Here is a 22,520-nt window from a genome sequence, read left to right as displayed (position 1 = left end):
GCTAGCCCTCGAGCTTGTACCCCAGCCCCCGCACCGTGACCAGATGCACCGGGTTGGCGGGGTCGGCTTCGATCTTGGACCGCAACCGCTTGACGTGGACGTCGAGCGTCTTGGTGTCGCCGACGTAGTCAGCGCCCCACACCCGATCAATCAGCTGCCCGCGGGTCAGCACCCGTCCGCTGTTGCGCATCAGGTATTCCAGAAGGTCGAATTCCTTGAGCGGCAACGTGATTGTGTCACCGTTGACCGAGACGATGTGACGCTCGACATCCATCCGGACCGGCCCGGACTCCAGCACGCCATCGCCGATCTCGGAGTCGTCGTCGCCACCCCGGCGCAGCACCGCGCGGATCCGGGCGATCAACTCGCGTGCCGAATACGGTTTGGTGACATAGTCATCCGCGCCCAGCTCGAGGCCGACCACCTTGTCGATCTCACTGTCGCGTGCGGTCACCATGATCACCGGGACGCTGGAGCGGGCGCGCAGCTGCTTGCACACATCGGTGCCCGACATGCCGGGCAGCATCAAGTCGAGCAGGACGATGTCGGCGCCGACGCGATCGAACTCGGCGAGCGCGGTGGGCCCATCGGTCACCACCGTGGCCTCAAAACCCTCCTTGCGCAACAGGAACGCCAGCGGATCGGCCAGCGACTCCTCGTCCTCCACGATCAGCACACTGGTCATGCGCGCCACTCCTCTTCATCGCTTCTCTCTGCATCGTCGTTGGCGCGGGTCATGCGCTCAGTTCTTCCTCTCGTTGTGAGCCCCGCGGCCGCACCTCACGACCGCGGGACGGGTCGGCTTTCTCGCCGTCGTCCTGATAAGCCGGAATGGACAGGGTGAAGGTCGACCCGGTTCCCGGCTTGCTCCACACCCCGATGCTGCCGTTGTGGTTGGCCGCAACGTGTTTGACGATGGCAAGCCCCAGCCCGCTGCCGCCGGTGGCGCGCGAGCGCGCCTTGTCCCCGCGAAAGAACCGCTCGAAGACGCGCGCCTGATCCTCCAGGGCGATCCCGATGCCGCGGTCGGTCACGGCGATCTCGATGTTGTCACCGCGGCGGCGACGGCTGACCGACACCGGCGAGCCCGGGGGCGAATAGGCGATCGCGTTGGACACCAGGTTTGCCAGCGCGGTCACCAGCAGCCTTTCGTCTCCCAGCACCCGCAGGCCGGTGGGTGCGTCGGTGCGAATCTCGATATCGGCATTGTCGGCGGCCACTTTGTGGCGTGAAATCGCTTCGGAAACAACGGTGTCCACGTCGACATGGGTGACGTTGCGCAACCGCTCGGCGCCCTCGAGCCGGGACAGCTCGATCAGCTCGCCGACCATGTCCCCTAGCCGGTTGGCTTCGACGAGCACCTTCTCGGCGAAGCGACGAACGGTTTCGGAGTCATCGGCGGAAGCCAGCAGTGCCTCGGCCAACAGGGCCATGGCGCCCACCGGGGTCTTGAGCTCGTGGCTGACGTTGGCCACGAAATCGCGCCTGGTGGCCTCCATCCGGGCATAGTCGGACTGGTCGTGGACGAACACCACCGCGAACCGGCGGTCCTCCTCGCTGAGCAGCCGCGCGTGCCCGTGCACCGAGAGCCCGGACCGGCCCCCCGCACGTTTCGGCGGCCGCAGGTCGAACTCGACGTCGGCACCGGTGAGCGCCTGCTGCGCGGCCTGCCAGGCCTGGTTGTCGAGCTGCCGGTCGCGCACCAGGCCCAATTCCGTGGCCCGGCCGTTGAGGTAGACGACGTCGCGATGCGCATCGACCACCGCGGCGCCCAGCGGCATCTGCGCCACGATGCGCTGCAGCATTTGCGCGACGGTGATTCCCGTCCATTCGGTGGCGGCCTGCCGGCGGCGCTGAACCGACCGCGGCGCCCACCGGACCCCGATGGCAACGCCGACGGCAAGCGCCAGCACGGACAAGACCCCGGCCAGCAACAGGGCCGAGAACGCGGTCACGTATCAAATTCTACAAATCCGGTGAACGCCCCCCTAGCGCAGCGAGGCCAAAATCGGACAAGTCACACGCTGCGCTACAGGTGTTCGGCTTCCGTTCACGCCGTGTTTGGCAAAAGCGCCGTCAGCCGCGCCCCTGGCCGGCGACCGCGGCGGCACCGGCCGCGGCCGCCTCCGGGTCCAGGTAGGTCCCACCTGGGTGCACCGGGCGCAGGCCGGCGTCCAGGTCGTAGCGCAGCGGAACGCCGGTCGGGATGTTCAACCCGACGATTTCCTCGTCGGACATGTGGTCCAGGTGCTTGACCAGGGCACGCAGCGAGTTGCCGTGGGCGACGATCAGCACGGTCTTGCCCGCCCGCAGATCCGGGACGACGACGTCGGTGAAGTACGGCAGGAAGCGCACGACCACGTCGGCCAGGCACTCGGTCAGCGGGCCGCCACCGATGTTGGCGTAGCGGGGGTCGGTGTCCTGGCTGAATTCGCTGCCGCCCTCGATCGGCGGCGGCGGCGTGTCGTAGCTGCGCCGCCACGCCATGAACTGCTCCTCGCCGTAGCGCTCCTTGGTCTCGGCCTTGTTCAGCCCCTGCAGCGCGCCGTAGTGACGCTCGTTGAGCCGCCAGCTGCGCCGCACCGGTATCCACAGCCGGTCGGCGGCGTCGAGCGTCAGGTGCGCGGTGCTGATCGCACGGCGCAGCAGAGAGGTGTACACGACGTCGGGCAACAGGTGTTGTTCGGCCAGCAGTTCGCCGCTGCGAACCGCCTCGGCCCGGCCCTTTTCCGTCAGCCCGACGTCGACCCAACCCGTGAACAGGTTGCGGGCATTCCAGTCGCTCTCGCCGTGACGCAGCAGTACCAGCGTCGCAGTGTCACCCATGCCGGTCAGTCTCTCACGGCGCGTGAGAACGGCCGCGAGCCGAACCTGGCTGCGAATTTTCGCCGGATTTTTCGCAGTGCGGTTGGGCTCGCGGCGCTAAACATCGTCGTCGTCGTCGATCAGGTGCGCGAAGGCCTGCAGGTTCTTCAGCGACTCTCCGCGGGACACCCGCCATTCCCATTCCTTCTGGATCGACGACCGAAAACCCAACTCCAGCAACGTATTAAAGTCCGAGTCGACGGCCTCGAGCACCTGGCCGAGCACCCGGTCGATCTCGTCGGCGTCCACCGACGCCAGCGACATGCGGCCCACCAGGTAGATGTCGCCGACGTTGTCCAGGGTGTAGGCGACCCCGTAGAGCCGGCGGTTGCGCCGCAGCAGAAACCGGTAGACGCCCTCGTGGTTCTCGTCGGGCTTGCGGCACACGAACGCCTCCACGCGCACCGAATGCTCGCCGATGCTGAGGATGGTGTTGGTCTTGAGTTTGCGCTCGCCGGGCAGCTCCGCCACCAGGCCGGGCAGGCCGCCGTGCGCGCCAGGAAATTCCGAGTAGGTCAGGCCGCTCGCCTGCAGCGTGCGCTCGATCACCGAGCGCACGTCCGCCCCGGTGACCGTCACGCGCCCACCCCGCGCCGCGGGCTCCACCGGCGGGGCTTGCGCATCGAGGCGCGGTCCGGTTTCACGGCGCCGCGCCGCTGGCGCAGGGCGGTGAAATCGCCGATCGCTCGCCGGTAGCTGGCCAGCAGGGCATCGGTGGTGTGGTCCCAGGAGAAGGTGGCCGCGTGCGCGGCGGCCGCGCGGCCCATCGCGTCGGCTTGCGGCGCGGGCAGGCGCAACAGCCGGTCGAGGGCGTCGGCCCAGTCGCCGACGTCGTGTCCGGACACCAGCGTGCCCGAGATCCCGTCGGCCACCGCCACCGGCAGACCCCCGACCGCGGCGGCCACAACCGGGGTGCCGCACGCCTGCGCCTCGAGGGCGACCAAGCCAAACGACTCCGAATAGCTCGGCACCGCAACAAGATTCGCGGCACGAAAGAGGGTGGCGAGATCCGCGCGGGACTGCGGCGGCAGGAAGGTCACCCGGTCGGTGATGCCGAGTTCGCCGGCCAGCCGCACCAGTCCGTCCGGGGAAGCCAGCCCGCTGCCCGACGGCCCGCCGGCCACCACGATGCGCAGCCCGGGCAGCTTCGCCGCGGCGCGCAACACGATGTCGGGGGCCTTCAGCGGCTGGATCCGCCCGACGAACGCCACGATGTGTTCGTGCTCGTCGATCGCGAGCCCCAACTCCGCGCGGGCCGCCCGCCGGTCACCCGGGCGGAACGCGTCGAGATCCACACCGGGGTGGACCACGTCGATTCGCGCGGGATCGGCGTGATGGATCGAGATCAGTTGCCGGGCTTCGTCGTCGGTGTTGACGATCAACCGGTCCGCCTCGTCGACGACCTGCTGCTCCCCCACCGTGCGCAGCGGCGGCTCGGGTGAGTCCCCGTCGGCCAGGGCCGCGTTTTTCACCGCGGCCAGCGTGTGGGCGGTGTGCACCAGCGGCACCGCCCAGCGGTCCCGCGCCAGCCAGCCGACCTGACCCGACAGCCAGTAGTGGGAATGCACGATGTCGTAGTAGCCCGGTTCATGGGACGCCTCGGCGCGCAACACCCCGGCCGCGAACGCGCACAGCTGGGTCGGCAGGTCGTATTTGTCCAGCCCCTCGAACGGCCCGGCCACGACGTTGCGGACCAGCACGCCCGGCGCCACGCGGGCGACCGGCGGATCGGCCGAAGCGGTGGCGCGGGTGAAGATCTCCACCTCGATGCCGCGCCGGGCCAGGTGCAACGCGGTCTGCAGCACGTAGACGTTCATCCCGCCCGCGTCGCCGGTCCCCGGCTGGGCCAGCGGTGAGGTGTGCACCGCCAGCACCGCGACCCGGCGCGGGGCGTTCAGCCGGAAGAGCTCGTCGTGGCGCACGCTCTCATCTTTACAGGACGGGCCGCGGCCGGACTCAAGCGCGCTGGTCTCGCTACGCGGGCGACTCGTCGGCCGCGACCTCCGGCAGCCGCGACTCCAGCGCCCCCGCGCGTCGCATCGCGCCCAGCGGGTCGGCATACAACCCGCCCAGCGACACCGCCCCGGCCCCGGCCTCCTGCACCCGGTTGCCGAAGGCGGCGACGCGGATGTCGCGCGGCGCCAGCAACGAGCGCGCGGCGAACGCCGCCTCCACGTGCTCCATCGCCTCCGGGTACTCGGTGAACGCCTGTCCGCCGACCACCAGCTCGTCCGGGTTGAGCATGTCGCGCAGCAGCGCGACGGCCTCGCCGAGCACGCGGGCCCGCTCGGCCAGCAGGTCGCGGGCCTGCTCGTTGCCGGCCCGGGCCACCCGCAGCAGGTCGGTCATCGCGGTCGTGGACCCCGAGCCGCGGGCCCCGGGGGCCGCCGGCGGGAGGCCGGGCAGGATCTTCAGCCGGCGCGCCGCGGCCAGCACCGCTTCGTCGCTGACCGTGGACTCCAGCTGACCGGTGCCGCCGAGCAGCTCGGAGTGGACCGGCAGCGCCGCAATGGTGCCCGGGCCGCTGGCGGGGCAGTGCACCCGGCCCCCGATCACCAGCGCATAGCCCACGGTCTCGCGGGCGTAGACGTACAGGCTCGTCGGCGAACTCGGGGCGAACCGCCGCAGGCCGAGCAGCAGCTCGGCGCCGGCCATGGCGTCGACGTGGGAGGCCACCGACAGCGGCAGGCCCACCGCGTCGGCCAGCACCGGCCCGACCGGCGCCTGCCGCCAGCCGAGCCGCGGGTGGTCGACGAGTCCGGAGGCGCTGTCGACGGTGCCACCGATCGCCACCCCGACCCACAGCGGGCGCCGCCGATGCCAGCGCCGCAGGTACCGGCAGGCGCTGTCGGCCAGCGACGCCAGCGCGGGCCCTGCGGGGCTGAGCGGCGTGGGGGTCTCGACGGTGTCCAGCGTGCGGCCGAACAGGTCGGTCGCCACGATGCTGGTGGTGCGCGCGCCGACGTGGATGCCCAGCGTCACGAACGGTTCGTGGTTGATCTCCACCGGCACCCGCGGGCGGCCGATGGCCCCGGAAACGGCCAGGTCGGCGCGCTCGCGCAGCAGGCCGGCGTCGAGCAGCGCGATCACCTGGCGGTTGACCGTCGCGATGCTCAGCGAGGTGACCGCGGCGATGACGTCACGGCCGACCGGGCCGCGCAACCGCACGGCCCGGAAGACGGATGCCGCCGCGGAATCCGAGATGTGCAACGCAGGCGGCAGGATCTGACGATGCATCCGCACACCGCCTTTGCGGCTGGGGGAATGGTGGCTATGGGTGAGGGTAGTCGAGCGCACGGGCGTCCTTTGTCTTCAATTCCTGATGGCCGGTCCTGGCCACACCTGAATGTCAGGAGCGGCAAAGTGCGCGGCAACAACACGCACTCGCCGCGTAAAGACACGCGGCGGTGTTGTTGAACAGGGCGCTGTGGTGCACCCGGAGAATTTAGCATGTTCACTAAAGTTGTTCCGATGAACGCGACTGGGGTGCCACAACGGGTGGCGGTGGTGACCGGCGCCAGCTCGGGAATCGGTGAGGCGACCGCCAAAACGCTTGCGGCACAGGGTTTTCACGTGGTCGCCGTGGCGCGCCGGGCCGACCGCGTCAACGCGTTGGCCGACGAGATCGGCGGCAGCGCCGTTGTGGCCGACGTCACAGACGACGACTCGGTGCAGGCGCTGGCGGGCGAATTGGGCCGGGTTGACGTGCTGGTCAACAACGCCGGCGGCGCCCGGGGCCTGGAACCCGTGGCCGACGCCGACCTCGAGCACTGGCGGTGGATGTGGGAGACCAACGTGCTGGGCACGCTGCGGGTCACCCGCGCGCTGCTGCCCAGCCTGATCGACTCCGGTGACGGCCTGGTCGTCACCGTCACCTCGGTGGCGGCGATGGAGACCTACGACGGCGGCGCCGGCTACACCGCGGCCAAGCACGCCCAGGGCGCGCTGCACCGCACGCTGCGCGGCGAGCTATTGGGAAAACCGGTGCGGCTCACCGAGATTGCCCCCGGGGCGGTCGAAACGGAGTTCTCCTTGGTGCGCTTCGACGGCGACCAGGAGCGCGCCGACGCCGTCTACAGCGGGATAACCCCGCTGACGGCCACCGACGTCGCCGAGGTGATCGGGTTCGTGGCCTCCCGGCCGTCGCACGTCAACCTGGACACGATTGTCATGCGTCCACGCGACCAGGCCAGTGCGTCGCGCTTTAACCGCCGGGCCTAGAGGTCGTCGTGGTCGTCGTCGTGGTGGGAGTGCCCGACAGGGTCGGCGCGTCCGTCGGGGTGACCGGGGCGGTGACGGGGATCTGCGACGCGGGCGGGTGCGCCGTCGGCGGCGGCAGCGCCGACATGGCCACCCAGGTGTCCCAGTCCACGGCCCAGTCCCAGATGTCGCCGTCGGAATAGGACAGCTGGATCGAGCTGCCGGTCACCTCGACCGGGTCGCCGTAGATCGCGGTGTGGTAGTACTCCTCGGCGTCGCCGGTGGACAGGTTGATGCAGCCGTTGGTGACGTTGGTGTTGCCCTGCGCGCCCGAACTGGCGGGGTTGGCGTGGATGAACTCGCCGTTGTTGGAGATCCGCACCGCCCAGCGCTCGTGGATGTTGCTGTAACCGGCGGCCGGGTTGGACATGTAGAAGTCGGAGTACTTCTCGGTGACCACGTGGATGCCGTTGCGGGTGACGTTGCGCGCCTTGTCGGCCTCGCCGTAGCTGCACGGGAAGTCCATGATGACGCCGGCGTCGGTGACGACCTGGATGCGGTGCGAGGAGACCTCGGCCTTGACCACCTGGCGGCGGCCGATCTGGATGTGCAGGGAGATGTCGTCGGCGCCGTACGCGCCGTCGCCGAACGGGCGCCCGTAGAGCTTGGCGTCGACGTTGACGGCGGTCCCGGCCGGGTAGTACTCGCGCGGGCGCCAGTGCGCGCGTGCGCCCTGCGCCTCGTCGGGCAGCCAGGCCCAGCTGCCCTCGACGGGCGGGTTGGTGGTGACCGTGAGCGCCTTCTCGACGTTGGCCTTGTCGCTGATCGGACCGTCGAACTGGATGATGACCGGCGCGGCGACCCCGACGGTCTGGCCGTCGGCCAACTGGAAGGCCCCTCCGATCTTCTTGCTCGGCGACACGGTGGCGAACTTGCCGGCCACCGGGATCGCCTTGCCCTCGTGGCCGACGGCCGAGCCGCTCCACGTATAGGTCGTGTCGTAGCCCAGCGGTTCGGTGGTCGTGTAGACGGTGCGGTCGGCGTTGAACGCCCCGGCAACCACCTTGCCCGACGCGTTCGTCAGGGCCACCCTCTGGAACCAGCCGTCGGTCACCTGGACGCTGATCGGTGCGATGGGAACCACGTCGGTGGCGTCCGGGCCGTCGAGGGCCGGCTCGAACTTCAGCCGCGGCGCCGGCGTCTCCTTCTTCTCGGCCTGCCTGGCCGCCGGGCCGCCGGCGCACGCCGCCAGCACGCCGGGCGCGAACACGCTCACTCCCAGGGCCGTCAAGGCCAGGCGCCGGTTGATCGGCGGCGGGGAACCGGTGGTGCTCACGAGTCTCCAAGATACCGGGAGAAAAGACCCCTACCGCGCCACGACAATTCGAGGTCGGCGTGCAATTCGCGGGGTTAACCGCTACAGCCTGCAACCGAGCAAAACGGGCTCGGGTGTCAGTGTGATGCCAAACACATCGCGTACCCCATCGCGGATGGTGCGGGCCAGCGCCATGACGTCTGCGGCGCTGGCGCCGCCGCGGTTGGTCAGGGCCAGCGCGTGCTTGGTGGACAGCCGGCAGGGCGCCCTCTCGTCCTCGGGATAGCCCTTGGTGAAGCCGGTCCGCTCCACCAGCCAGCCCGCGGCCAGCTTGACGCCGTCGGGCGCGGGGAAGTGCGGAACCGGTCCCTCGAAGCTGCCGGCGAGCCGCTCGTAGACCTCCGGTGCGACCACCGGGTTGGTGAAGAACGAACCCACGCTCCAGGTGTCGTGGTCGGCGGGATCGAGGACCATGCCCTTGCGGGCCCGCAGCGCCAGCACCGCCTCGCGAACCGCTTTCGGGTCGGCGCGCTCGCCGGCGCTTGCGCCCAAGGCGGCCGTCAGCTCGCCGTAGCGCAGCGGCGCGCTGCGGCCCGACGCGTCCAGCACAAACTCGACTTCCAGTACGACGGAAGGGATTTCGCGCCCCGACTGACCGGACCGCTTGAACACGCTGGTGCGGTAGCCGAAGCCGAGCTGTTCGCCCGGCACCCAGCGCACCTCGCCGCCGGCGCGATCGAGGACCCGCACCCGGGTGATGGTGTCGGACACCTCCGCCCCGTAGGCCCCGACGTTCTGCACCGGGGTGGCCCCGGCGGATCCGGGGATGCCGGACAGGCACTCCAGCCCGCCCAACCCGTGCTCGATGGTCGTGACCACCACGTCGTCCCAGACCGCGCCGGCCTCCGCGCGCACCACGTTGCCGTCGACGGTGATGCCGGCGTTGGCCAGCCGCACGGCGGTCAGGTCGGCCAGGGTGTCGGCGATCACCAGATTGGAGCCGCCGGCAAACACCAGCGCCGGTTGTGGGCCTGCTTCGGAGTCCAGCCGCCGCAATACGTCGACCGCCTGCCCGGTGCTGGTGCACGTGATCAGCCGGCGCGCCACCGGCCCGACCCGCAGGGTCGTCAACGGCGCCAGCGGCACCTCCTCGGCGACTTGCGCACCGGCAAAGAGCGAACCGCCCACAGCCCGTAACGGTAGCCTGACCAGCTATGCCGCGCTCATTCGACTTGTCGGCGGACTACGAGAACAGCGTCGAGCAGATCCATCGGGCCTTCCTTCAGGAGCGGTATTGGAAGGCCCGGCTGGCCGACATTCCCGTGGACGAGGCGCGGCTGGAGTCGCTGCGAGTCGGCGGCGGCGAGGGCGCCGACGGCACCGTCGAGGTGACCACGCTGCAGCTGGTGCGCAGCCACAATCTGCACGCCGTGGTCAAGCAGTTGCACCGGGGCGATCTGTGCGTCCGGCGCAAGGAGACGTGGGGGCCGGTCACCGACGGCGCCGCGAGGGCCTCCATCGCGGGCTCGATCGAGGGCACCCCCGTGACGGTGTCGGGCACCGCCGACCTGACGCCGATCGCCGGGTCCGGCGGCGCCCGGCTCGAGTTCCGGGTCACCGTCGAGGTCCGGGTCCCGCTCATCGGCGGCAAGGTGGAAAGGCTCATCGGCACCCAGCTGGCCGAGCTGGTGAGCCGGGAACAACGGTTGACCGCGGACTGGATCGCCGCCCACGCCTGAACCCACGCCTAGGCTGAATGCCATGCGAATCGCTTTGGCGCAGATCCTCAGCGGCAGCGATCCGGCGGCCAACCTGGACCGGGTGCGCGAGTATGCCGCGCAGGCCGCCGACGCGGGTGCCCGGCTGGTGGTCTTCCCGGAGGCGACCATGTGCCGGTTCGGCGTCCCCCTGGCGCCCGTCGCCGAGCCGGTGGACGGGCCGTGGGCCGACGGCGTGCGCGCGATCGCGACCGAGACCGGGATCACCGTGGTCGCCGGCATGTTCAGCCCCGCCGGCGACGGGCGGGTGACCAACACGCTGATCGCGGCCGGACCGGGCACGCCCAACCGGCCGGACGCCCACTACGACAAGATCCACCTCTACGACGCGTTCGGGTTCACCGAGTCGCGCACCGTCGCGCCCGGCCGCGAGCCGGTGGTGGTCGAGGTCGATGGGGTCACGGTCGGGTTGACCGTTTGCTACGACATCCGCTTCCCGGCGCTCTACACCGAATTGGCCCGCCGCGGTGCCCAGCTGATCGTCGTATGCGCGTCCTGGGGCTCCGGTCCCGGCAAGCTCGACCAGTGGACACTGCTGGCCCGGGCCCGGGCGCTGGACTCGATGAGCTACGTGGCCGCGGTCGGTCAGGCCGACCCCGGCGAGGCCGCGACCGCGTCGGGGTCCGGCTCGGGCGCGCCGCTGGGGGTGGGCGGCAGCCTGGTGGCCTCGCCGCTCGGCGAGGTGGTCGCCTCGGCCGGCGGAAAACCGCAGCTCGTGGTCGCCGACATCGACGTCGACCGGGTGGCCGCGGCGCGGGACAGCATCGCGGTGCTGAGAAACCGCTCAGACTTTGCTCAGCTGGATAGGGCAGAATCGGTGAAGTGACGAACCCACAGGGTCCGCAGGGGCCACCGAACGAGGGCCCGTCGACGTGGGCTCGTCCCGGCAACCAAGGCCCCTTCGGTCAGCCCCCTACTGAACGGCCCACCGAGCGGATCGGCACCGGCGGCCCCGGCCACGCCCCGCCCGGACCCGGTCAGGCGCCGCCGCCGGCCGCGCCCGGCCAGCAGCCCGGCTACCAGACCGAACGCACCGAGCAGCTAAGCGCGCCCAACGCGGGCGTGCACCGGCCCGGCCAGCCACCGCCGGCGAGCTCGGCCGCGGCCCCGACGGATCAGCTGACCACTCCGGGCGAGGAATCGGCACCGGTGCAAAGAAAACGACGCTTCCTGCGCGACCCGCTGTCCATCCTGCTCGTCTGCGTCATCGTCTTCGCGCTCATCATCGCGGGGCTGATCGGCGCCGAGCTGTACGTCCGCCACGTCGCGGACTCCAAGGTCGCCGAGGCGGTGGCGTGCGAGGTGAAGGATCAGGCCACCGCGTCGTTCGGCGTGACGCCGCTGATGCTGTGGCAGCAGATGACCAAGCACTACACCAACATCTCGGTGCAGACGGCCGGCAACAACATCCGCGACGCCAAGGGCATGAAGCTCAGCCTCAACATCCGCGACGTGCGGCTGCAGTCGACGTCCAACTCGAAGGGCACCATCGGCTCGCTGGACGCCACCATCACCTGGACCAGTGACGGCATCAAGCAGTCGGTGCAGAACGCGATCCCGGTGCTCGGTCCGTTCGTCACCAACAACGTGACCACTCACCCGGCCGACGGCACGGTGGAGCTGAAGGGCATGTTGGACAACATCACCGCCAAGCCGGTGGTGTCCGGCAAAGGGCTCGAACTGCAGATCATCAGCTTCAACGCGCTCGGCTTCACCATGCCCAAGGAGTCCGTGCAGTCCACGCTGAACGACTTCACCTCGAACCTGACCAAGAACTACCCGCTGGGGATTCACGCCGACAGCGTGCAAGTCACCGATTCCGGTGTGACGAGCCACTTTTCGACGCAGAACGCCACCATTCCCAACGACAACAGCAACGACCCCTGCTTCGCGCACCTCTAGCGGGCGCTGAGCGTGGGCTGCTAGCTTCCCGGGTCTAACCCGTCGAGCACCGCCCGGCTGCCGGACAGGCCGAGCCGGGTTGCGCCGGCGTCCAGCATCGCCAGCGCGTCGGAGGCGGTGCGGATGCCGCCGCTGGCCTTGACGCCCAGCCGCCCCCCGACGGTCTCGGCCATCAGCGCGACCGCGCGCACCGACGACCCGCCGGCGGGGTGAAATCCGGTCGAGGTCTTGACGAAGTCGGCGCCGGCGTCCTCGGCGGCGCGGCACACGTCGGCCAGCGTGCGCCCGTCCGTTCCGCTGAGCAGCACCGCCGACTCCACGATCACCTTGAGCACGGCGCCGGGCACCGCGGCGCGCACCGCCTCGATGTCGGAGCGCACGGCGACGATGTCCCCGGCCAGCGCCGCGCCGACGTCGACGACCATGTCGATCTCGCCGGCGCCGGCCGCCACGGCCAGCGCGGCCTCGTGCGCCTTGACCGCCGGCACATGCTTGCCCGACGGGAAACCCGCCACCGCCGCCACGCGCAGGGCCCCGCCCGGGGCCGCGGCGGCCGCCGCGGCCGGCACCATCGACGGCGAGACGCACACCGCGTAGACGCCCAGTTCGGCGGCCTCGGCGACCAGGGCGGCCACGTCGTCCGGGGCGGCTTCGGGTTTAAGCAGGGTGTGGTCGATGCGGGCCGCCAACTCGGCCCTGCTGGGCCGGCCCGCCATCAAAGCCCTTCCTGCGGGCCGCCGGGGTTGCAGCCGGTGGCGAACATCTCGGCGTCGTCGACCACCGGGCGCCAGGGTTCCAGGTTCCAGCTGGTCTTGCCCGGCTGCGCCCGTTCGGCGAACTGCCAGTGGCAGACGAACTGCGCGCGCATGCCGGGCGTGTCCACGTCCGGCGCCTGCGCGAGCACCTCGGCCCAGGCGGCCCCGGCCTCCGTGCTGCCCTGCTGCCGGGAGGCCGTCCGCCCGGACGGCGTCGGGAACACCCGCAGGCTGGGCAGGCCCTGCCAGCGCACCCACTGGGTGTGGTCGACGAAGGGGGGCCGCGGGGCGGGAATGGCCGGGCTGGCCGCGCCCGGGTCGGCCCCGGCGGGCGCCACCGGCAGCGACGAACCCGGCAGCGCGAGCGCCACCGCCGCCAGCGCGACGAGCGGGGCCTTCATCCCCGCTAGCGCGACTTGCCTTGAATTTCCAGAAGTTTCGGCCGCACGTCGACGAGATAGATGCCGGCGGCGCCCGCCGCGATCGCCATGCCCAGCACGCCGAGCCACAGACTCACGACCGCGCACACGCCGAGGATCACCAGCCACACCGGCTTGGTCAGCTTCTCAGCCGCGGTATAGGCGTCGGACCGCTGCAGCGCCGCGTGCACGAACGCGTACAGGACCGTCGCCAGCACGGCGAGGCTCAAGACAAACAGGACGGTATTCACGGCGGTCACGCTCCAAGCGTATGCGGCGACCCGCCAAAACGTCGACTCCGAGCCGCCGTGGGGCGACTCGGAGCCGAGTGAGCAGTCGGTTCGTGACTATTTTTGGGTGACCTTCTTGGCGGCAGCCTTCTTGGCCGGCGCCTTCTTGGCCGGCGCCTTCTTGGCCGGCGCCTTCTTGGCGGGCGCCTTCTTGGCCGGGGCCGCCTTCTTGGGCAGCTCGATGCCGACCAACTTGGCCGCCCGCTCACCGACCGCGCGGGTCTGCGACGCGACGGTGCCCAGCGCCTCCTGCGTCAGCTCGACGGCCTGGTCCACGTAGCCCTCGGCGCGGGCGGACGCGTCCTCGAACGGCCGCTGGCTGCGCAGCCGATCGAGGGCCGCCTCGCCCCGCTCGACCAGCTCGTTGTACCGGCTGGTCGCCGCTTCGAGGTACCCCTCGGCGGCCTTGCGCAGCTCGTCCGAGGTGAACTTGTCCCGCAGCTCGGTGAGCTGCTCGGGAAGGTCCTCCTGAAGCTTGGACAAGCGAGCGCGCCGCTCCTCGACACGGCTGCGGGTTTCGGTGCGGGTCTCTCCGGCCCGATCACGCAGGTTGGCGATCAGGTCGTTGACGGTGGCCAGGGCCAGGTCGGCCGCGCCCAGCGCCGCCAGCAGCGGAGCCCGCAAGTCGTCGATGTTCGGGTTTTCAGCCATGGTGTTTCCTTTCATGGTTGTCTCGTTATGGGTGTTAGTGCTCGGGGTAAAGGGCAAGCGGCGGCTCCTCTGGGGGAGTAGTCAGGACCGCGTGGCGACGTAAAACCCGTTCTCCTGGGTAACCAAACGGCCGGGCATCTATTCGTCACCTGGTTCCGCGATCGCGAATCACTCGTGGCAGTCGGATTCGCCCGGACACTCCTCGATATTCGGTTCGTTCTGCTGGGTGAACGACGCGTAGATCTCCAGCAGGATCTGCTTCTGGCGCTCGGTGATCGCCGAGTCGGTGATGATGGCGTCGCGCACTTGGCTCTTGTCGCTGGGCTCGAGCATCCCGGCCCGCACGTAGAGCACCTCGGCGGAAACCCGCAGCGCCTTGGCGATCTGGCTCAGGACGTCGGCGGAGGGCTTGCGCAATCCACGCTCGACCTGGCTCAGGTAAGGATTGCTGACACCCGAACGCTCGGCGAGCTGCCGCACCGAAACCTGCGCGTTCTCCCGCAGGTCGCGGATGAAGCTGCCGATGTCGGAGGCCATGTCGGAGGCCGCGGTGGACACCTTGGCGGAGAGCGTCTCCTCCGGTGGCATCGCGTACTCCTGGACTCGGGGTCATCAACCTTTACGAGGCCCACAGTACGGGCAAGTGCTTGCTTTTGCAAGCACTTGTTAGCACCCCTAGAAAAACAGGTGCGCGACGGCGTAGATGACGAGCCCGGCCAGCGCGCCCACCACGGTGCCGTTGATCCGGATGAATTGCAGGTCACGGCCCACGTGCAGCTCGATGCGCCTGCTGGCCTCCTCGGCGTCCCAGCGCTCGATCGTGTCGGTGATGATCGCGGTGATTTCGACCCCGTACTGGGACACCAGGTGCTGGGCGGCCCGCACGATCCAGTTGTCGACCTTGTCGCGCAGGTCGGAGTCGTCGCGCAGCGACTCCCCGATCCGGACCACGGTGTCGGCGATGCGGGTGTGCAGGGCGCCGGTCGGATCGTCGACCCCTTCGAGGACCAGCCTCTTCAGCGTCTGCCAGGCGGTCGCGGCGGCGCCGGCGATCTCGTCGCGCGCCATCAGCTGCTCCTTGACCGCCTCGGCGCGCGCGATGGTGTCCGGGTCGTTCTGCAGGTCGCCGGCGAATTCGAACAAGAATCGCGTCGCCGAGCGGCGCAATTCGTGGTCGGGGTTGCGGCGCACCTTGTCGGTGAAGTCCATCAGTTCGCGGTGGATGCGGTCACCGACGAGATGGTCGATGAACCGCGGCGACCAGGTCGGCGAGTCACGCTCGACCACCCGCTGAATGACCTCGCCGGCGTTCAGCGACCACTGGAACGCCCGGTCGGCCAGCAACTGGATCAGGGCCTCCTGGCGGTTCTCGGCGAGCAGGGTGCCCAGCACCCGGCCCACCGGCGGACCCCATTGGGGTTCGGCGATGCGGCGCACGATCATCCGGTCGATCACCTGCTGGACGTCCTCGTCGCGCAGCAGCTCCACCAGGACCCGCAGCACCGTCGCCGTCTCGCTCGCAACCCGCTCGGCGTGCGCGGCCTCCGATAGCCACTTGCCCAGCCGGCTGGACACCTGGGCGTCGCGCAGCTTGGTCTCGACGACCGCCGGCGACAGGAAGTTCTCCCGCACGAAGGTTCCCAGACCCTCGCCGAGCTGGTCCTTCTTGCGCTTGATGATCGCGGTGTGGGGTATCGGGATGCCGAGCGGGTGCTTGAACAGCGCGGTCACAGCGAACCAGTCGGCCAGGGCGCCGACCATGCCGGCCTCCGCGGCGGCGCCGACATAGCCGACCCACACGCCCGCCGCCGCGTGGGACTGCGCGTAGCGACAGGCCAGGAAAACGGCCGTGGCGCCGAGCAGGAAGCCCAGTGCCACCATCTTCATCCGCCGCAGCGCCACGCGGCGCTGGGCGTCGGCCTCCGGATCGGCCCCGGCGAAGGATTCCGCGAGTGACGCGCGCGCCCGCTCGGCCGGGGGTGAACCCAGTACGTCGCCCGGGTGTGGGGCTCGGTGTGCCACCACACCATCATGTCCTGCCGGGGCCAGTTAGTGTTACCGCCCTGCTTGAGAGGCCGCGCACGGCCAGCCCATCCGCCGAAACGGACGAGGCAAGCCGTAGTATCAAGAGCGACTTATGAGTGAGAAGCTGACTCTGGCAGAGGAGATTCCGGCGGTGACCGTCAAGGCGGATGGTCGCAAGCGGCGCTGGCACCAACATAAGGTGGACCGCCGTAACGAGCTGGTCGACGGCACGATCGATGCGATTCGCCGGCTCGGCCGCTTTTTGAGCATGGACGAAATCGCCGCGGAGATCGGCGTCTCCAAGACCGTCCTGTACCGCTACTTCGTCGACAAGAACGACCTGACCACCGCGGTGATGATGCGCTTCACCCAGACCACGCTGATCCCCAACATGGCCGGGGCGCTCTCGTCAAACCTGGACGGCTTCGACCTGACCCGCGAGGTCATCCGGGTCTACGTCGAGACCGTGGCGAACGAGCCCGAGCCGTATCGGTTCGTGATGGCCAACAGCTCGGCCAGCAAGAGCAAGGTGATCGCCGACTCCGAGCGCATCATCGCCCGCATGATCGCGGTCATGCTGCGCCGGCGGATGCGAGAGATCGGCATGGACACCGGCGGGGCGGAGCCATGGTCCTACCTGATCGTCGGCGGCGTGCAGCTGGCCACCCACTCCTGGATGTCGGATCCGCGGATGAGCCGCGACGAGCTGATCGACTACCTGACCATGCTGAGCTGGAGCGCGCTCTGCGGCATCGTCGAGGCGGGCGGGTCGCTGGAGAAGTTCCGTGGGCAGCCGCATCCCTCGCCGATTGCGCCGCCGCGAGAACCATGAGGTCGCCGTTCCATGCCTGACGTGAGCGTGCGCTCACGGCTCAGGTCGTGGGCCTACGCGATCCGCACCACCAACCCGCCGCCGGACGGGCCTGTCGACGTTGTCACGCGGTGGCTCGTCGTCACCCGCGCGGCGGTGCTGCCGATGACCCTGGTCTCCGGCCTGGTCGCGGCCCTGCTGGCGGTCGGCCGGCCCGGGCTGGACTGGCGCTGGCTGGTCCTGGCCGTGCTGGGGATCACGCTGGCGCACACCGCCAACAATCTGATGAACGACCTGTACGACACGCGGGTCGGCACCGACAGCACCAGCTACCCCCGCGCGCTCTACGCGCCCCACCCGGTGCTGTCCGGGCTGATCAGCCACCGCACGCTCGGGCTGGCGATCCTGGCGGTGAACATCGCGGACCTGGCGATCCTGGTCACGCTGGCATGGGCGCGCGGGTGGCCGGTGGTGGCCATCGCGCTCGGCGGGTTCGCGCTCAGCGTCGCCTACACGGCGCCGCCGTTGCGGTTGAAGAAACGCGGCCTCGGCGAACCGGACGTCTTCGTCGTGTGGGGCCCGCTGATGGTGTGCGGGACCTACTATTCCGCGATCGGCTCCGTCGGCTGGGACGTCGTGCTGGCCTCGCTGCCCTACGGCCTGTTGTGCACGACGGTGTTGATGGGCAAGCACATCGACAAGATCCCCTACGACGAACCGCTGGGCATTCGCACGCTGCCCGTCCTCCTCGGGGAGGCACGCGCCCGGGCGGCCACGCTGGCGATGATGGCCGGCTTCTACGTGCTGGTCGCCGTCGCCGTCGCGCTGGGAGCCATGCCCTGGCCCGCGCTCGTCGTCGCGTTGGCGCTGCCCCGGCTGGTGAAGGTCTGGCCGTACTTCCGCCGCCCGAGGCCCGACGAGCCGCCGCCGAAGTTCCCGGTCTGGCCGCTGTGGTACGCGGCGCTGGCCTGGGTGCACGTGCGCCAGGCGGGCGCCCTGCTGGTACTGGGCCTGGCGGCCGGCGCCGTGCTGCGCGCCTGGTAAGCTACTTCGCCAGGGTGAACTGGCCGACGTTGCTGATGCCCTTGCGGAAGAAGTCCTCGCAGCCGGTCAGGTAGTGCATGTAGCGGTCGTAGACCGCCTCGGACTGCAGGGCGATCGCCTTTTCTTTGTTGGCCTCCAAATTGGCCGCCCAAATGTTCAGCGTCCGCGCGTAGTGCTCCTGCAGCAATTGCACCTTTTCGACGGTGAAGCCGGCCTGCGGCGCCAACGCCAGAATGTCTTCCTGCGCGGGCAGCTGCCCGCCGGGGAAAATTTCGGTGTAGATGAATCGCGTGAATCGGATGTCGTTCATCGTCAGCTTGATTCCGCGCTCATGCATCTGTTTCTGCGAATGCGCCAGAATCGTGTGCAGCAGCATCCTGCCGTCGTCGGGGAGGATGTCGTGGGCGCGTTCGAAGAACGCGGGCCACCGTTCGGCCTTGAACGCTTCGAAGGCGCCGATGCTGACGATCCGGTCGACCTTGTCCTCGAACTCCTCCCAGCCCTGCAACCGGATCTCGACCTTGCGTTGCGTCGGGTGCCCGGCCAGCCTGCGCTTGCTGTACTCGAACTGGTTGCGGCTGAGCGTGATTCCGATGACGTTGACGTCGAACTTGTCGATCGCCCGCTGCAGCGCTCCACCCCAGCCGCAGCCGATGTCGAGCAACGTCATCCCGGGCTCGAGGCCCAGCTTGCCCAAGGCCAGGTCGAACTTCGCGTTCTGCGCTTCCTCGAGGGTCATGTCGTCGCGCTCGAAGTATGCGCACGTGTAGCCCATCGTGGGGTCCAGGAACAGCGCGAAGAATTCATCCGAAACGTCGTAGATGGACTGTGACTCTTCGTAATACGGCTCTAACGCGCCCATGGATTCCAAACACCTCTCGTTCGTTGACCGCGAGAATGCTACCCGACCCATCGCTGGGCCGCCCGAGCCGGTCAGTAAGAGTAGAAGCCGTGCCCCGACTTTTTGCCCAGCCGGCCCGCTTCGACCATACGCAATAACAGCGGCGGCGGACCGTATTGCGGCTCCTTGAATTCCTCGAACATCTTGTCCGCGATGAGTTTGAGGGTGTCCAGGCCGACGAGGTCGGACAACCGCAGCGGGCCCATCGGGTGCGAGAGCCCCGCGACGACGGCCTTGTCGACGTCTTCGACGCTGGCAAAGCCGGCCTCGACCATCCGGATCGCCGACAGCAGGTAGGGCACCAGCAGCGCGTTCACCACGAAGCCGGACCGGTCGGAGCAGCGCACTACCTGCTTGCCCAGGACCGTGCCGGCGAACTCCTCAGTGCGTGCGGCGGCGGCTTCGTCGGTGACCAGCGTGCTGACCAACTCGACCAGCGGCAGCACCGGGACGGGGTTGAAGAAGTGCAGGCCCAGCACGCGTTGCGGGTTCTTGGTGGCCGCGGCGATCTTCATGATCGGGATGCTGGAGGTGTTGGACGCCAGGACCGCGTCGGGGTCGGTGACGACCCGGTCCAACTCTGCGAACACCTGCGCCTTGACGGCCTCGTCCTCGACGATGGCCTCGATCACCAGTTGCCGGTCGGCCAGGCCCTGCAGGTCGGTGGTGAAGGTGAGCTTGCCGAGTGCGCTGTCGCGCTCCCGCTCGGTCACCTTGCCCGCGCTGACGCCGCGCTCCAGCGACTTCACGATGCGGTTGCGGCCCGCCGTGATCAGCGGCTCGGTGGTCTCGAACACGGTCACGTCGACGCCGGCGCGCACGGCGACCTCGGCGATGCCCGAGCCCATCTGTCCGGCCCCGACAACCCCTACTCGTTCGATCATGTTTTTCCTTAACGCTTAACGCCGAGCGTGAAACTGCTGCGAAAAATCAGCCGAAAACTAGCAACAGTTTCACGCTCGGCGCAAAAGCCCTTACTAACTCAGTGGCTCAGGCCCCTTGGTTCCACTTCCTCCTCGCGGCCAAGCCCGCTCGTCGTCAGTGGCTCAGGCCCCTTGGTTCCACTTCCTCCTCGCGGCCAAGCCCGCTCGTCGTCAGTGGAACTGGCCCTCTTCGGTCGAGCCGGTCAGCGCGGTGGTCGACGAGTTGGGGTCGACCGTGGTGGCGATGCGGTCGAAGTAGCCGGCACCGACCTCGCGCTGGTGCTTGGTCGCGGTGTAGCCGCGCTCCTCGGCGGCGAACTCGCGCTCCTGCAGCTCGACGTAGGCGCTCATCTGGTTGCGGGCGTAGCCGTAGGCCAGATCGAACATCGAGTAGTTCAGCGCGTGGAAGCCGGCCAGCGTGATGAACTGGAACTTGAATCCCATTGCGGCAAGCTCCTTTTGGAACTTCGCGATGGTGCCGTCGTCGAGGTGCTTGCGCCAGTTGAACGACGGCGAGCAGTTGTAGGCCAGCATCTGGTCGGGGAATTCGGCCTTGACCGACTCAGAGAATTTGCGCGCGAGCTCCAGGTCGGGGGTGCCGGTCTCCATCCAGATCAGGTCGGCGAACGGGGCGTACGCCTTGGCCCGCGCGATGCAGGGCTCGATGCCGTTCTTGGTCCGGAAGAACCCCTCCCGGGTGCGCTCGCCGGTGATGAACGGCTGGTCGCTCTCGTCGACGTCGGAGGTGATCAGCGTGGCCGCCTCGGCGTCGGTGCGCGCGATCACGACCGTCGGCACGCCGCACACGTCCGCGGCCAGCCGGGCCGAGGTCAGGGTGCGGATGTGCTGCTGGGTCGGGATCAGCACCTTGCCGCCCAGGTGGCCGCACTTCTTCTCCGACGCCAGCTGGTCCTCCCAGTGGGAGCCCGCGACGCCGGCGGCGATCAGGGCCTTCTGCAGCTCGTAGACGTTGAGCGCGCCGCCGAAGCCGGCCTCGCCGTCGGCGACGATCGGCGCCAGCCAGTTCTCCACCGACGTGTCGCCTTCCACCTTGGCGATCTGGTCGGCGCGCTGCAGCGCGTTGTTGATCCGGCGCACCACCTGCGGCACCGAATTGGCCGGGTAGAGGCTCTGGTCGGGGTAGGTGTGGCCGGACAGGTTGGCGTCACCGGCGACCTGCCAGCCCGACAGGTAGATGGCCTTCAGGCCGGCGCGCACCTGCTGGACGGCCTGGTTGCCGGTCAGCGCGCCGAGCGCGTTGACCCACTCCAGGTCGTGCAGTTCCTCCCACAGCACCTCCGCGCCGCGGCGGGCCAGGGTGTGCTCCTCGACCACGGTGCCTTGCAGCGCGACGACGTCCTCGGCGGAGTAGGTGCGGGTGACATCCTTCCACCGCGGATTCGTGTCCCAGTCCTGCTGGATCTGCTCGGCGCTCTTGGGGGTGCCAACGATAGACATTGGGCTTACTCCTTAACGGATTATGTGAACGGGTGTGAAATATCTACGCCGCCGGGCTGTAGCTGGAGGCTCAACTTCGCTGACGTGCTAACTCGACGATGGCACAGCCCATTACCGCAGGTCCACCCGTTTCATTTGCCAATTTCCGCCACGACTTCAGGAGAGTTTGCGAATCTTGCGAAGAAGGAGATCGGCTGAACCGTTTCAGAAGCTACCCGCCAGTAACCACGTTGTCGCAGGTCAGGCCGCGAATTTGCGGCAGTGGCGTTTTTGCTACAGAGCGAAGAGCGCGGCGACGGCTTTCGTCTCGTGGCCGACGGCATATGTGAGCGTTGTAACAGCCCGATCGGCCAGCCCGGGGCCGAATTGATCGGTCGAGCCGGCCGGGTGGACGTGCGAGATGATCTCCAGCTTGTCCCCGAGGGCGACCGGCGCCTCGTGCTCGATCGTGGTGCGCAGCGGCCCCTGCATCAGGTCCGGGTGCGACGCCAGGTAGTCCTCGATGACGCTCCAGTACACCGAGTTGTTCATGTGGTCGAACAGGTCGATGTCGGTCACCCGGACCGGGAACTCGTGGATCTCGGCGGCGTCATCCCGGCCGCCCGGCTTGAGGTATCCCTTCCACCGCAACCGGTCGACGGACGTGGTCTTGTGCAGGCCCGCCAGGAAGTCGTCGGCGATCCGCGACGGCATCTGGGTCTCCCGGTTGATGTTGATCCAGAACGCCTCGGATTCGATCAGGCCACCCTTTCGCCCATCTATGCGGACCCGCATCTCACACCACCGGTTCGAGGTGCCCGAACACCAGCGCCGACACCGCAACATGTCTTGGAACTCGATCGGTCGGATCAGGTCGACCATGGTTCGCCGAACTATCCACAGCGGATGGGTCTCCTCGAAGCCCATCTCGCGCAGTTGGTCCTGCCCGATGTCCTGGATATGGCGGGCGGCGGCGTCCAGCCGAAGCCGGCCGGTGCGGTCGATGTCACCGACGCGCAGCGGCCATTCGCGACCGAATACATCGGGGTGGCCGTCGGGCACCGGCATCATTGTCTTGTCCAGGCTCACGGCTTCTCTCCCGTTGCTCCCGTTTCCCGCGCGTCGGTACCCCAGGTTAACCCCGGACCCCGACGCGAATGATGCCAAATAGCGTCTGGAAAACACCAATTGTGAGCCGAGCGCG

23 protein-coding genes and 1 pseudogene are annotated in these 22,520 nt (G+C 69.0%); 6 read left to right on the top strand and 18 right to left on the bottom strand.

The features are described from left to right. Position 1 precedes the first annotated feature (1 nt). From regX to AC5Y43_RS17675, 6 genes are all read right to left on the bottom strand, one after another. Positions 2 to 685 (bottom strand): two-component sensory transduction protein RegX, encoded by a 684-nt coding sequence (regX, locus tag AC5Y43_RS17700; RefSeq protein WP_499974534.1) that lies wholly within the window; start codon positions 683 to 685, stop codon positions 2 to 4. Positions 686 to 734: 49 nt separating this feature from the next. Continuing rightward, positions 735 to 1,955, bottom strand: a complete 1,221-nt coding sequence (locus AC5Y43_RS17695) for a sensor histidine kinase (RefSeq protein WP_499974533.1) — start codon at positions 1,953 to 1,955, stop codon at positions 735 to 737. A 121-nt stretch (positions 1,956 to 2,076) separates the two neighbouring features. After that, a complete protein-coding gene (locus tag AC5Y43_RS17690) occupies positions 2,077 to 2,826 on the bottom strand; it encodes a phosphoglyceromutase (RefSeq protein ID WP_499974531.1) in 750 nt (249 codons plus the stop codon). A 96-nt stretch (positions 2,827 to 2,922) separates the two neighbouring features. Beyond that, positions 2,923 to 3,444 carry a type III secretion system chaperone family protein gene (locus AC5Y43_RS17685; protein ID WP_499974529.1) on the bottom strand — a complete coding sequence of 174 codons (522 nt, stop codon included), beginning with the start codon at positions 3,442 to 3,444 and terminating at the stop codon, positions 2,923 to 2,925. Then, positions 3,441 to 4,787, bottom strand: coding sequence for a D-inositol-3-phosphate glycosyltransferase (gene mshA / locus AC5Y43_RS17680; RefSeq protein ID WP_499974528.1), 1,347 nt, complete (start codon positions 4,785 to 4,787; stop codon positions 3,441 to 3,443). The genes AC5Y43_RS17685 and mshA overlap by 4 nt, the downstream gene beginning before the upstream one ends. Positions 4,788 to 4,839: 52 nt before the next feature. Continuing rightward, entirely contained in the window at positions 4,840 to 6,102 is a 1,263-nt protein-coding gene (locus AC5Y43_RS17675; RefSeq protein WP_499974526.1) for an ROK family protein, read from the bottom strand. A gap of 234 nt (positions 6,103 to 6,336) precedes the next feature. Here AC5Y43_RS17675 and AC5Y43_RS17670 point away from each other — a divergent pair, with 234 nt between their 5' ends. Then, positions 6,337 to 7,086, top strand: coding sequence for an SDR family NAD(P)-dependent oxidoreductase (locus AC5Y43_RS17670; protein WP_499974525.1), 750 nt, complete (start codon positions 6,337 to 6,339; stop codon positions 7,084 to 7,086). On the opposite strand, the gene AC5Y43_RS17665 is transcribed toward AC5Y43_RS17670, so the two are convergent. Both AC5Y43_RS17665 and AC5Y43_RS17660 read right to left on the bottom strand, forming a co-directional pair. After that, a complete protein-coding gene (locus AC5Y43_RS17665; protein WP_499974524.1) occupies positions 7,070 to 8,401 on the bottom strand; it encodes a L,D-transpeptidase in 1,332 nt (443 codons plus the stop codon). The two genes, AC5Y43_RS17670 and AC5Y43_RS17665, sit on opposite strands and share 17 nt — an antisense overlap. Positions 8,402 to 8,482: 81 nt before the next feature. Continuing rightward, complete coding sequence (locus AC5Y43_RS17660; protein ID WP_499974522.1) at positions 8,483 to 9,568, bottom strand: UDP-N-acetylmuramate dehydrogenase; 1,086 nt, start codon at positions 9,566 to 9,568, stop codon at positions 8,483 to 8,485. Between the two features lie 26 nt (positions 9,569 to 9,594). Between AC5Y43_RS17660 and AC5Y43_RS17655 the strand changes: the two genes are divergently transcribed. From AC5Y43_RS17655 to AC5Y43_RS17645, 3 genes are read left to right on the top strand one after another with little or no spacing between them, the layout of a single operon-like run. After that, positions 9,595 to 10,119 carry a DUF2505 domain-containing protein gene (locus tag AC5Y43_RS17655; RefSeq protein ID WP_499974520.1) on the top strand — a complete coding sequence of 175 codons (525 nt, stop codon included), beginning with the start codon at positions 9,595 to 9,597 and terminating at the stop codon, positions 10,117 to 10,119. Between the two features lie 22 nt (positions 10,120 to 10,141). Continuing rightward, positions 10,142 to 10,984 carry a carbon-nitrogen hydrolase family protein gene (locus AC5Y43_RS17650; protein ID WP_499974519.1) on the top strand — a complete coding sequence of 281 codons (843 nt, stop codon included), beginning with the start codon at positions 10,142 to 10,144 and terminating at the stop codon, positions 10,982 to 10,984. Then, a complete protein-coding gene (locus AC5Y43_RS17645) occupies positions 10,981 to 12,060 on the top strand; it encodes an LmeA family phospholipid-binding protein (RefSeq protein WP_499974517.1) in 1,080 nt (359 codons plus the stop codon). Before AC5Y43_RS17650 ends, AC5Y43_RS17645 begins: the two co-directional genes overlap by 4 nt. A gap of 20 nt (positions 12,061 to 12,080) precedes the next feature. Here AC5Y43_RS17645 and deoC read toward each other — a convergent pair whose 3' ends face one another. The 6 genes and pseudogenes from deoC to AC5Y43_RS17615 all read right to left on the bottom strand — a co-directional run bounded on the left by deoC (position 12,081) and on the right by AC5Y43_RS17615 (position 16,200). Beyond that, positions 12,081 to 12,776, bottom strand: a complete 696-nt coding sequence (gene deoC / locus AC5Y43_RS17640) for a deoxyribose-phosphate aldolase (RefSeq protein WP_499974515.1) — start codon at positions 12,774 to 12,776, stop codon at positions 12,081 to 12,083. Then, positions 12,776 to 13,216: a DUF2599 domain-containing protein gene (locus tag AC5Y43_RS17635; RefSeq protein ID WP_499974513.1), complete on the bottom strand. Its 441-nt coding sequence runs from the start codon at positions 13,214 to 13,216 to the stop codon at positions 12,776 to 12,778. The genes deoC and AC5Y43_RS17635 overlap by 1 nt, the downstream gene beginning before the upstream one ends. A 5-nt stretch (positions 13,217 to 13,221) precedes the next feature. Continuing rightward, positions 13,222 to 13,485 (bottom strand): DUF2516 family protein, encoded by a 264-nt coding sequence (locus AC5Y43_RS17630; protein WP_499974569.1) that lies wholly within the window; start codon positions 13,483 to 13,485, stop codon positions 13,222 to 13,224. A 96-nt stretch (positions 13,486 to 13,581) separates the two neighbouring features. Continuing rightward, on the bottom strand, positions 13,582 to 14,175 hold the full coding sequence (hbhA, locus tag AC5Y43_RS17625; protein WP_499974511.1) for a heparin-binding hemagglutinin HbhA: 594 nt from the start codon (positions 14,173 to 14,175) through the stop codon (positions 13,582 to 13,584). Between the two features lie 167 nt (positions 14,176 to 14,342). Beyond that, positions 14,343 to 14,763 (bottom strand): annotated as a pseudogene (locus AC5Y43_RS17620) (helix-turn-helix domain-containing protein); the annotation flags it as partial. Positions 14,764 to 14,850: 87 nt separating this feature from the next. Beyond that, positions 14,851 to 16,200 (bottom strand): DUF445 domain-containing protein, encoded by a 1,350-nt coding sequence (locus AC5Y43_RS17615; RefSeq protein ID WP_499974509.1) that lies wholly within the window; start codon positions 16,198 to 16,200, stop codon positions 14,851 to 14,853. 130 nt (positions 16,201 to 16,330) lie between these two features. Here AC5Y43_RS17615 and AC5Y43_RS17610 point away from each other — a divergent pair, with 130 nt between their 5' ends. Together AC5Y43_RS17610 and AC5Y43_RS17605 are read left to right on the top strand one after the other, a co-directional pair. Beyond that, a complete protein-coding gene (locus tag AC5Y43_RS17610; protein WP_499974568.1) occupies positions 16,331 to 17,032 on the top strand; it encodes a TetR/AcrR family transcriptional regulator in 702 nt (233 codons plus the stop codon). A gap of 12 nt (positions 17,033 to 17,044) precedes the next feature. After that, on the top strand, positions 17,045 to 18,055 hold the full coding sequence (locus AC5Y43_RS17605) for a prenyltransferase (RefSeq protein WP_499974508.1): 1,011 nt from the start codon (positions 17,045 to 17,047) through the stop codon (positions 18,053 to 18,055). Position 18,056: 1 nt separating this feature from the next. Here the strand turns inward: AC5Y43_RS17605 and AC5Y43_RS17600 are convergent, their stop codons facing one another. The 4 genes from AC5Y43_RS17600 to AC5Y43_RS17585 form a co-directional block, all read right to left on the bottom strand. Then, positions 18,057 to 18,917, bottom strand: coding sequence for a cyclopropane mycolic acid synthase family methyltransferase (locus AC5Y43_RS17600; RefSeq protein ID WP_499974506.1), 861 nt, complete (start codon positions 18,915 to 18,917; stop codon positions 18,057 to 18,059). 71 nt (positions 18,918 to 18,988) lie between these two features. Next, positions 18,989 to 19,840: a 3-hydroxybutyryl-CoA dehydrogenase gene (locus AC5Y43_RS17595; protein WP_499974504.1), complete on the bottom strand. Its 852-nt coding sequence runs from the start codon at positions 19,838 to 19,840 to the stop codon at positions 18,989 to 18,991. A gap of 210 nt (positions 19,841 to 20,050) precedes the next feature. Continuing rightward, on the bottom strand, positions 20,051 to 21,337 hold the full coding sequence (aceA, locus tag AC5Y43_RS17590) for an isocitrate lyase (RefSeq protein ID WP_499974502.1): 1,287 nt from the start codon (positions 21,335 to 21,337) through the stop codon (positions 20,051 to 20,053). A gap of 273 nt (positions 21,338 to 21,610) precedes the next feature. Beyond that, on the bottom strand, positions 21,611 to 22,405 hold the full coding sequence (locus tag AC5Y43_RS17585) for an acyl-ACP thioesterase domain-containing protein (RefSeq protein WP_499974500.1): 795 nt from the start codon (positions 22,403 to 22,405) through the stop codon (positions 21,611 to 21,613). Positions 22,406 to 22,520: the final 115 nt, after the last annotated feature.

Source organism: Mycobacterium sp. NGS57, assembly GCF_059812405.1.
This window is presented reverse-complemented; position numbering and strand designations above follow the sequence as displayed.

Excerpts from the sequence above, each read along its gene's own strand:
- AC5Y43_RS17675 (WP_499974526.1), bottom strand. The coding sequence starts at position 6,102 with ATGCATCGTCAGATCCTGCCGCCTGCGTTGCACATCTCGGATTCCGCG.
- aceA (WP_499974502.1), bottom strand. The coding sequence starts at position 21,337 with ATGTCTATCGTTGGCACCCCCAAGAGCGCCGAGCAGATCCAGCAGGAC.
- deoC (WP_499974515.1), bottom strand. The coding sequence starts at position 12,776 with ATGGCGGGCCGGCCCAGCAGGGCCGAGTTGGCGGCCCGCATCGACCAC.
- AC5Y43_RS17690 (WP_499974531.1), bottom strand. The coding sequence starts at position 2,826 with ATGGGTGACACTGCGACGCTGGTACTGCTGCGTCACGGCGAGAGCGAC.
- AC5Y43_RS17600 (WP_499974506.1), bottom strand. The coding sequence starts at position 18,917 with ATGGGCGCGTTAGAGCCGTATTACGAAGAGTCACAGTCCATCTACGAC.
- AC5Y43_RS17635 (WP_499974513.1), bottom strand. The coding sequence starts at position 13,216 with ATGAAGGCCCCGCTCGTCGCGCTGGCGGCGGTGGCGCTCGCGCTGCCG.
- AC5Y43_RS17650 (WP_499974519.1), top strand. The coding sequence starts at position 10,142 with ATGCGAATCGCTTTGGCGCAGATCCTCAGCGGCAGCGATCCGGCGGCC.
- hbhA (WP_499974511.1), bottom strand. The coding sequence starts at position 14,175 with ATGGCTGAAAACCCGAACATCGACGACTTGCGGGCTCCGCTGCTGGCG.
- regX (WP_499974534.1), bottom strand. The coding sequence starts at position 685 with ATGACCAGTGTGCTGATCGTGGAGGACGAGGAGTCGCTGGCCGATCCG.
- AC5Y43_RS17605 (WP_499974508.1), top strand. The coding sequence starts at position 17,045 with ATGCCTGACGTGAGCGTGCGCTCACGGCTCAGGTCGTGGGCCTACGCG.
- AC5Y43_RS17595 (WP_499974504.1), bottom strand. The coding sequence starts at position 19,840 with ATGATCGAACGAGTAGGGGTTGTCGGGGCCGGACAGATGGGCTCGGGC.
- AC5Y43_RS17670 (WP_499974525.1), top strand. The coding sequence starts at position 6,337 with ATGAACGCGACTGGGGTGCCACAACGGGTGGCGGTGGTGACCGGCGCC.
- AC5Y43_RS17655 (WP_499974520.1), top strand. The coding sequence starts at position 9,595 with ATGCCGCGCTCATTCGACTTGTCGGCGGACTACGAGAACAGCGTCGAG.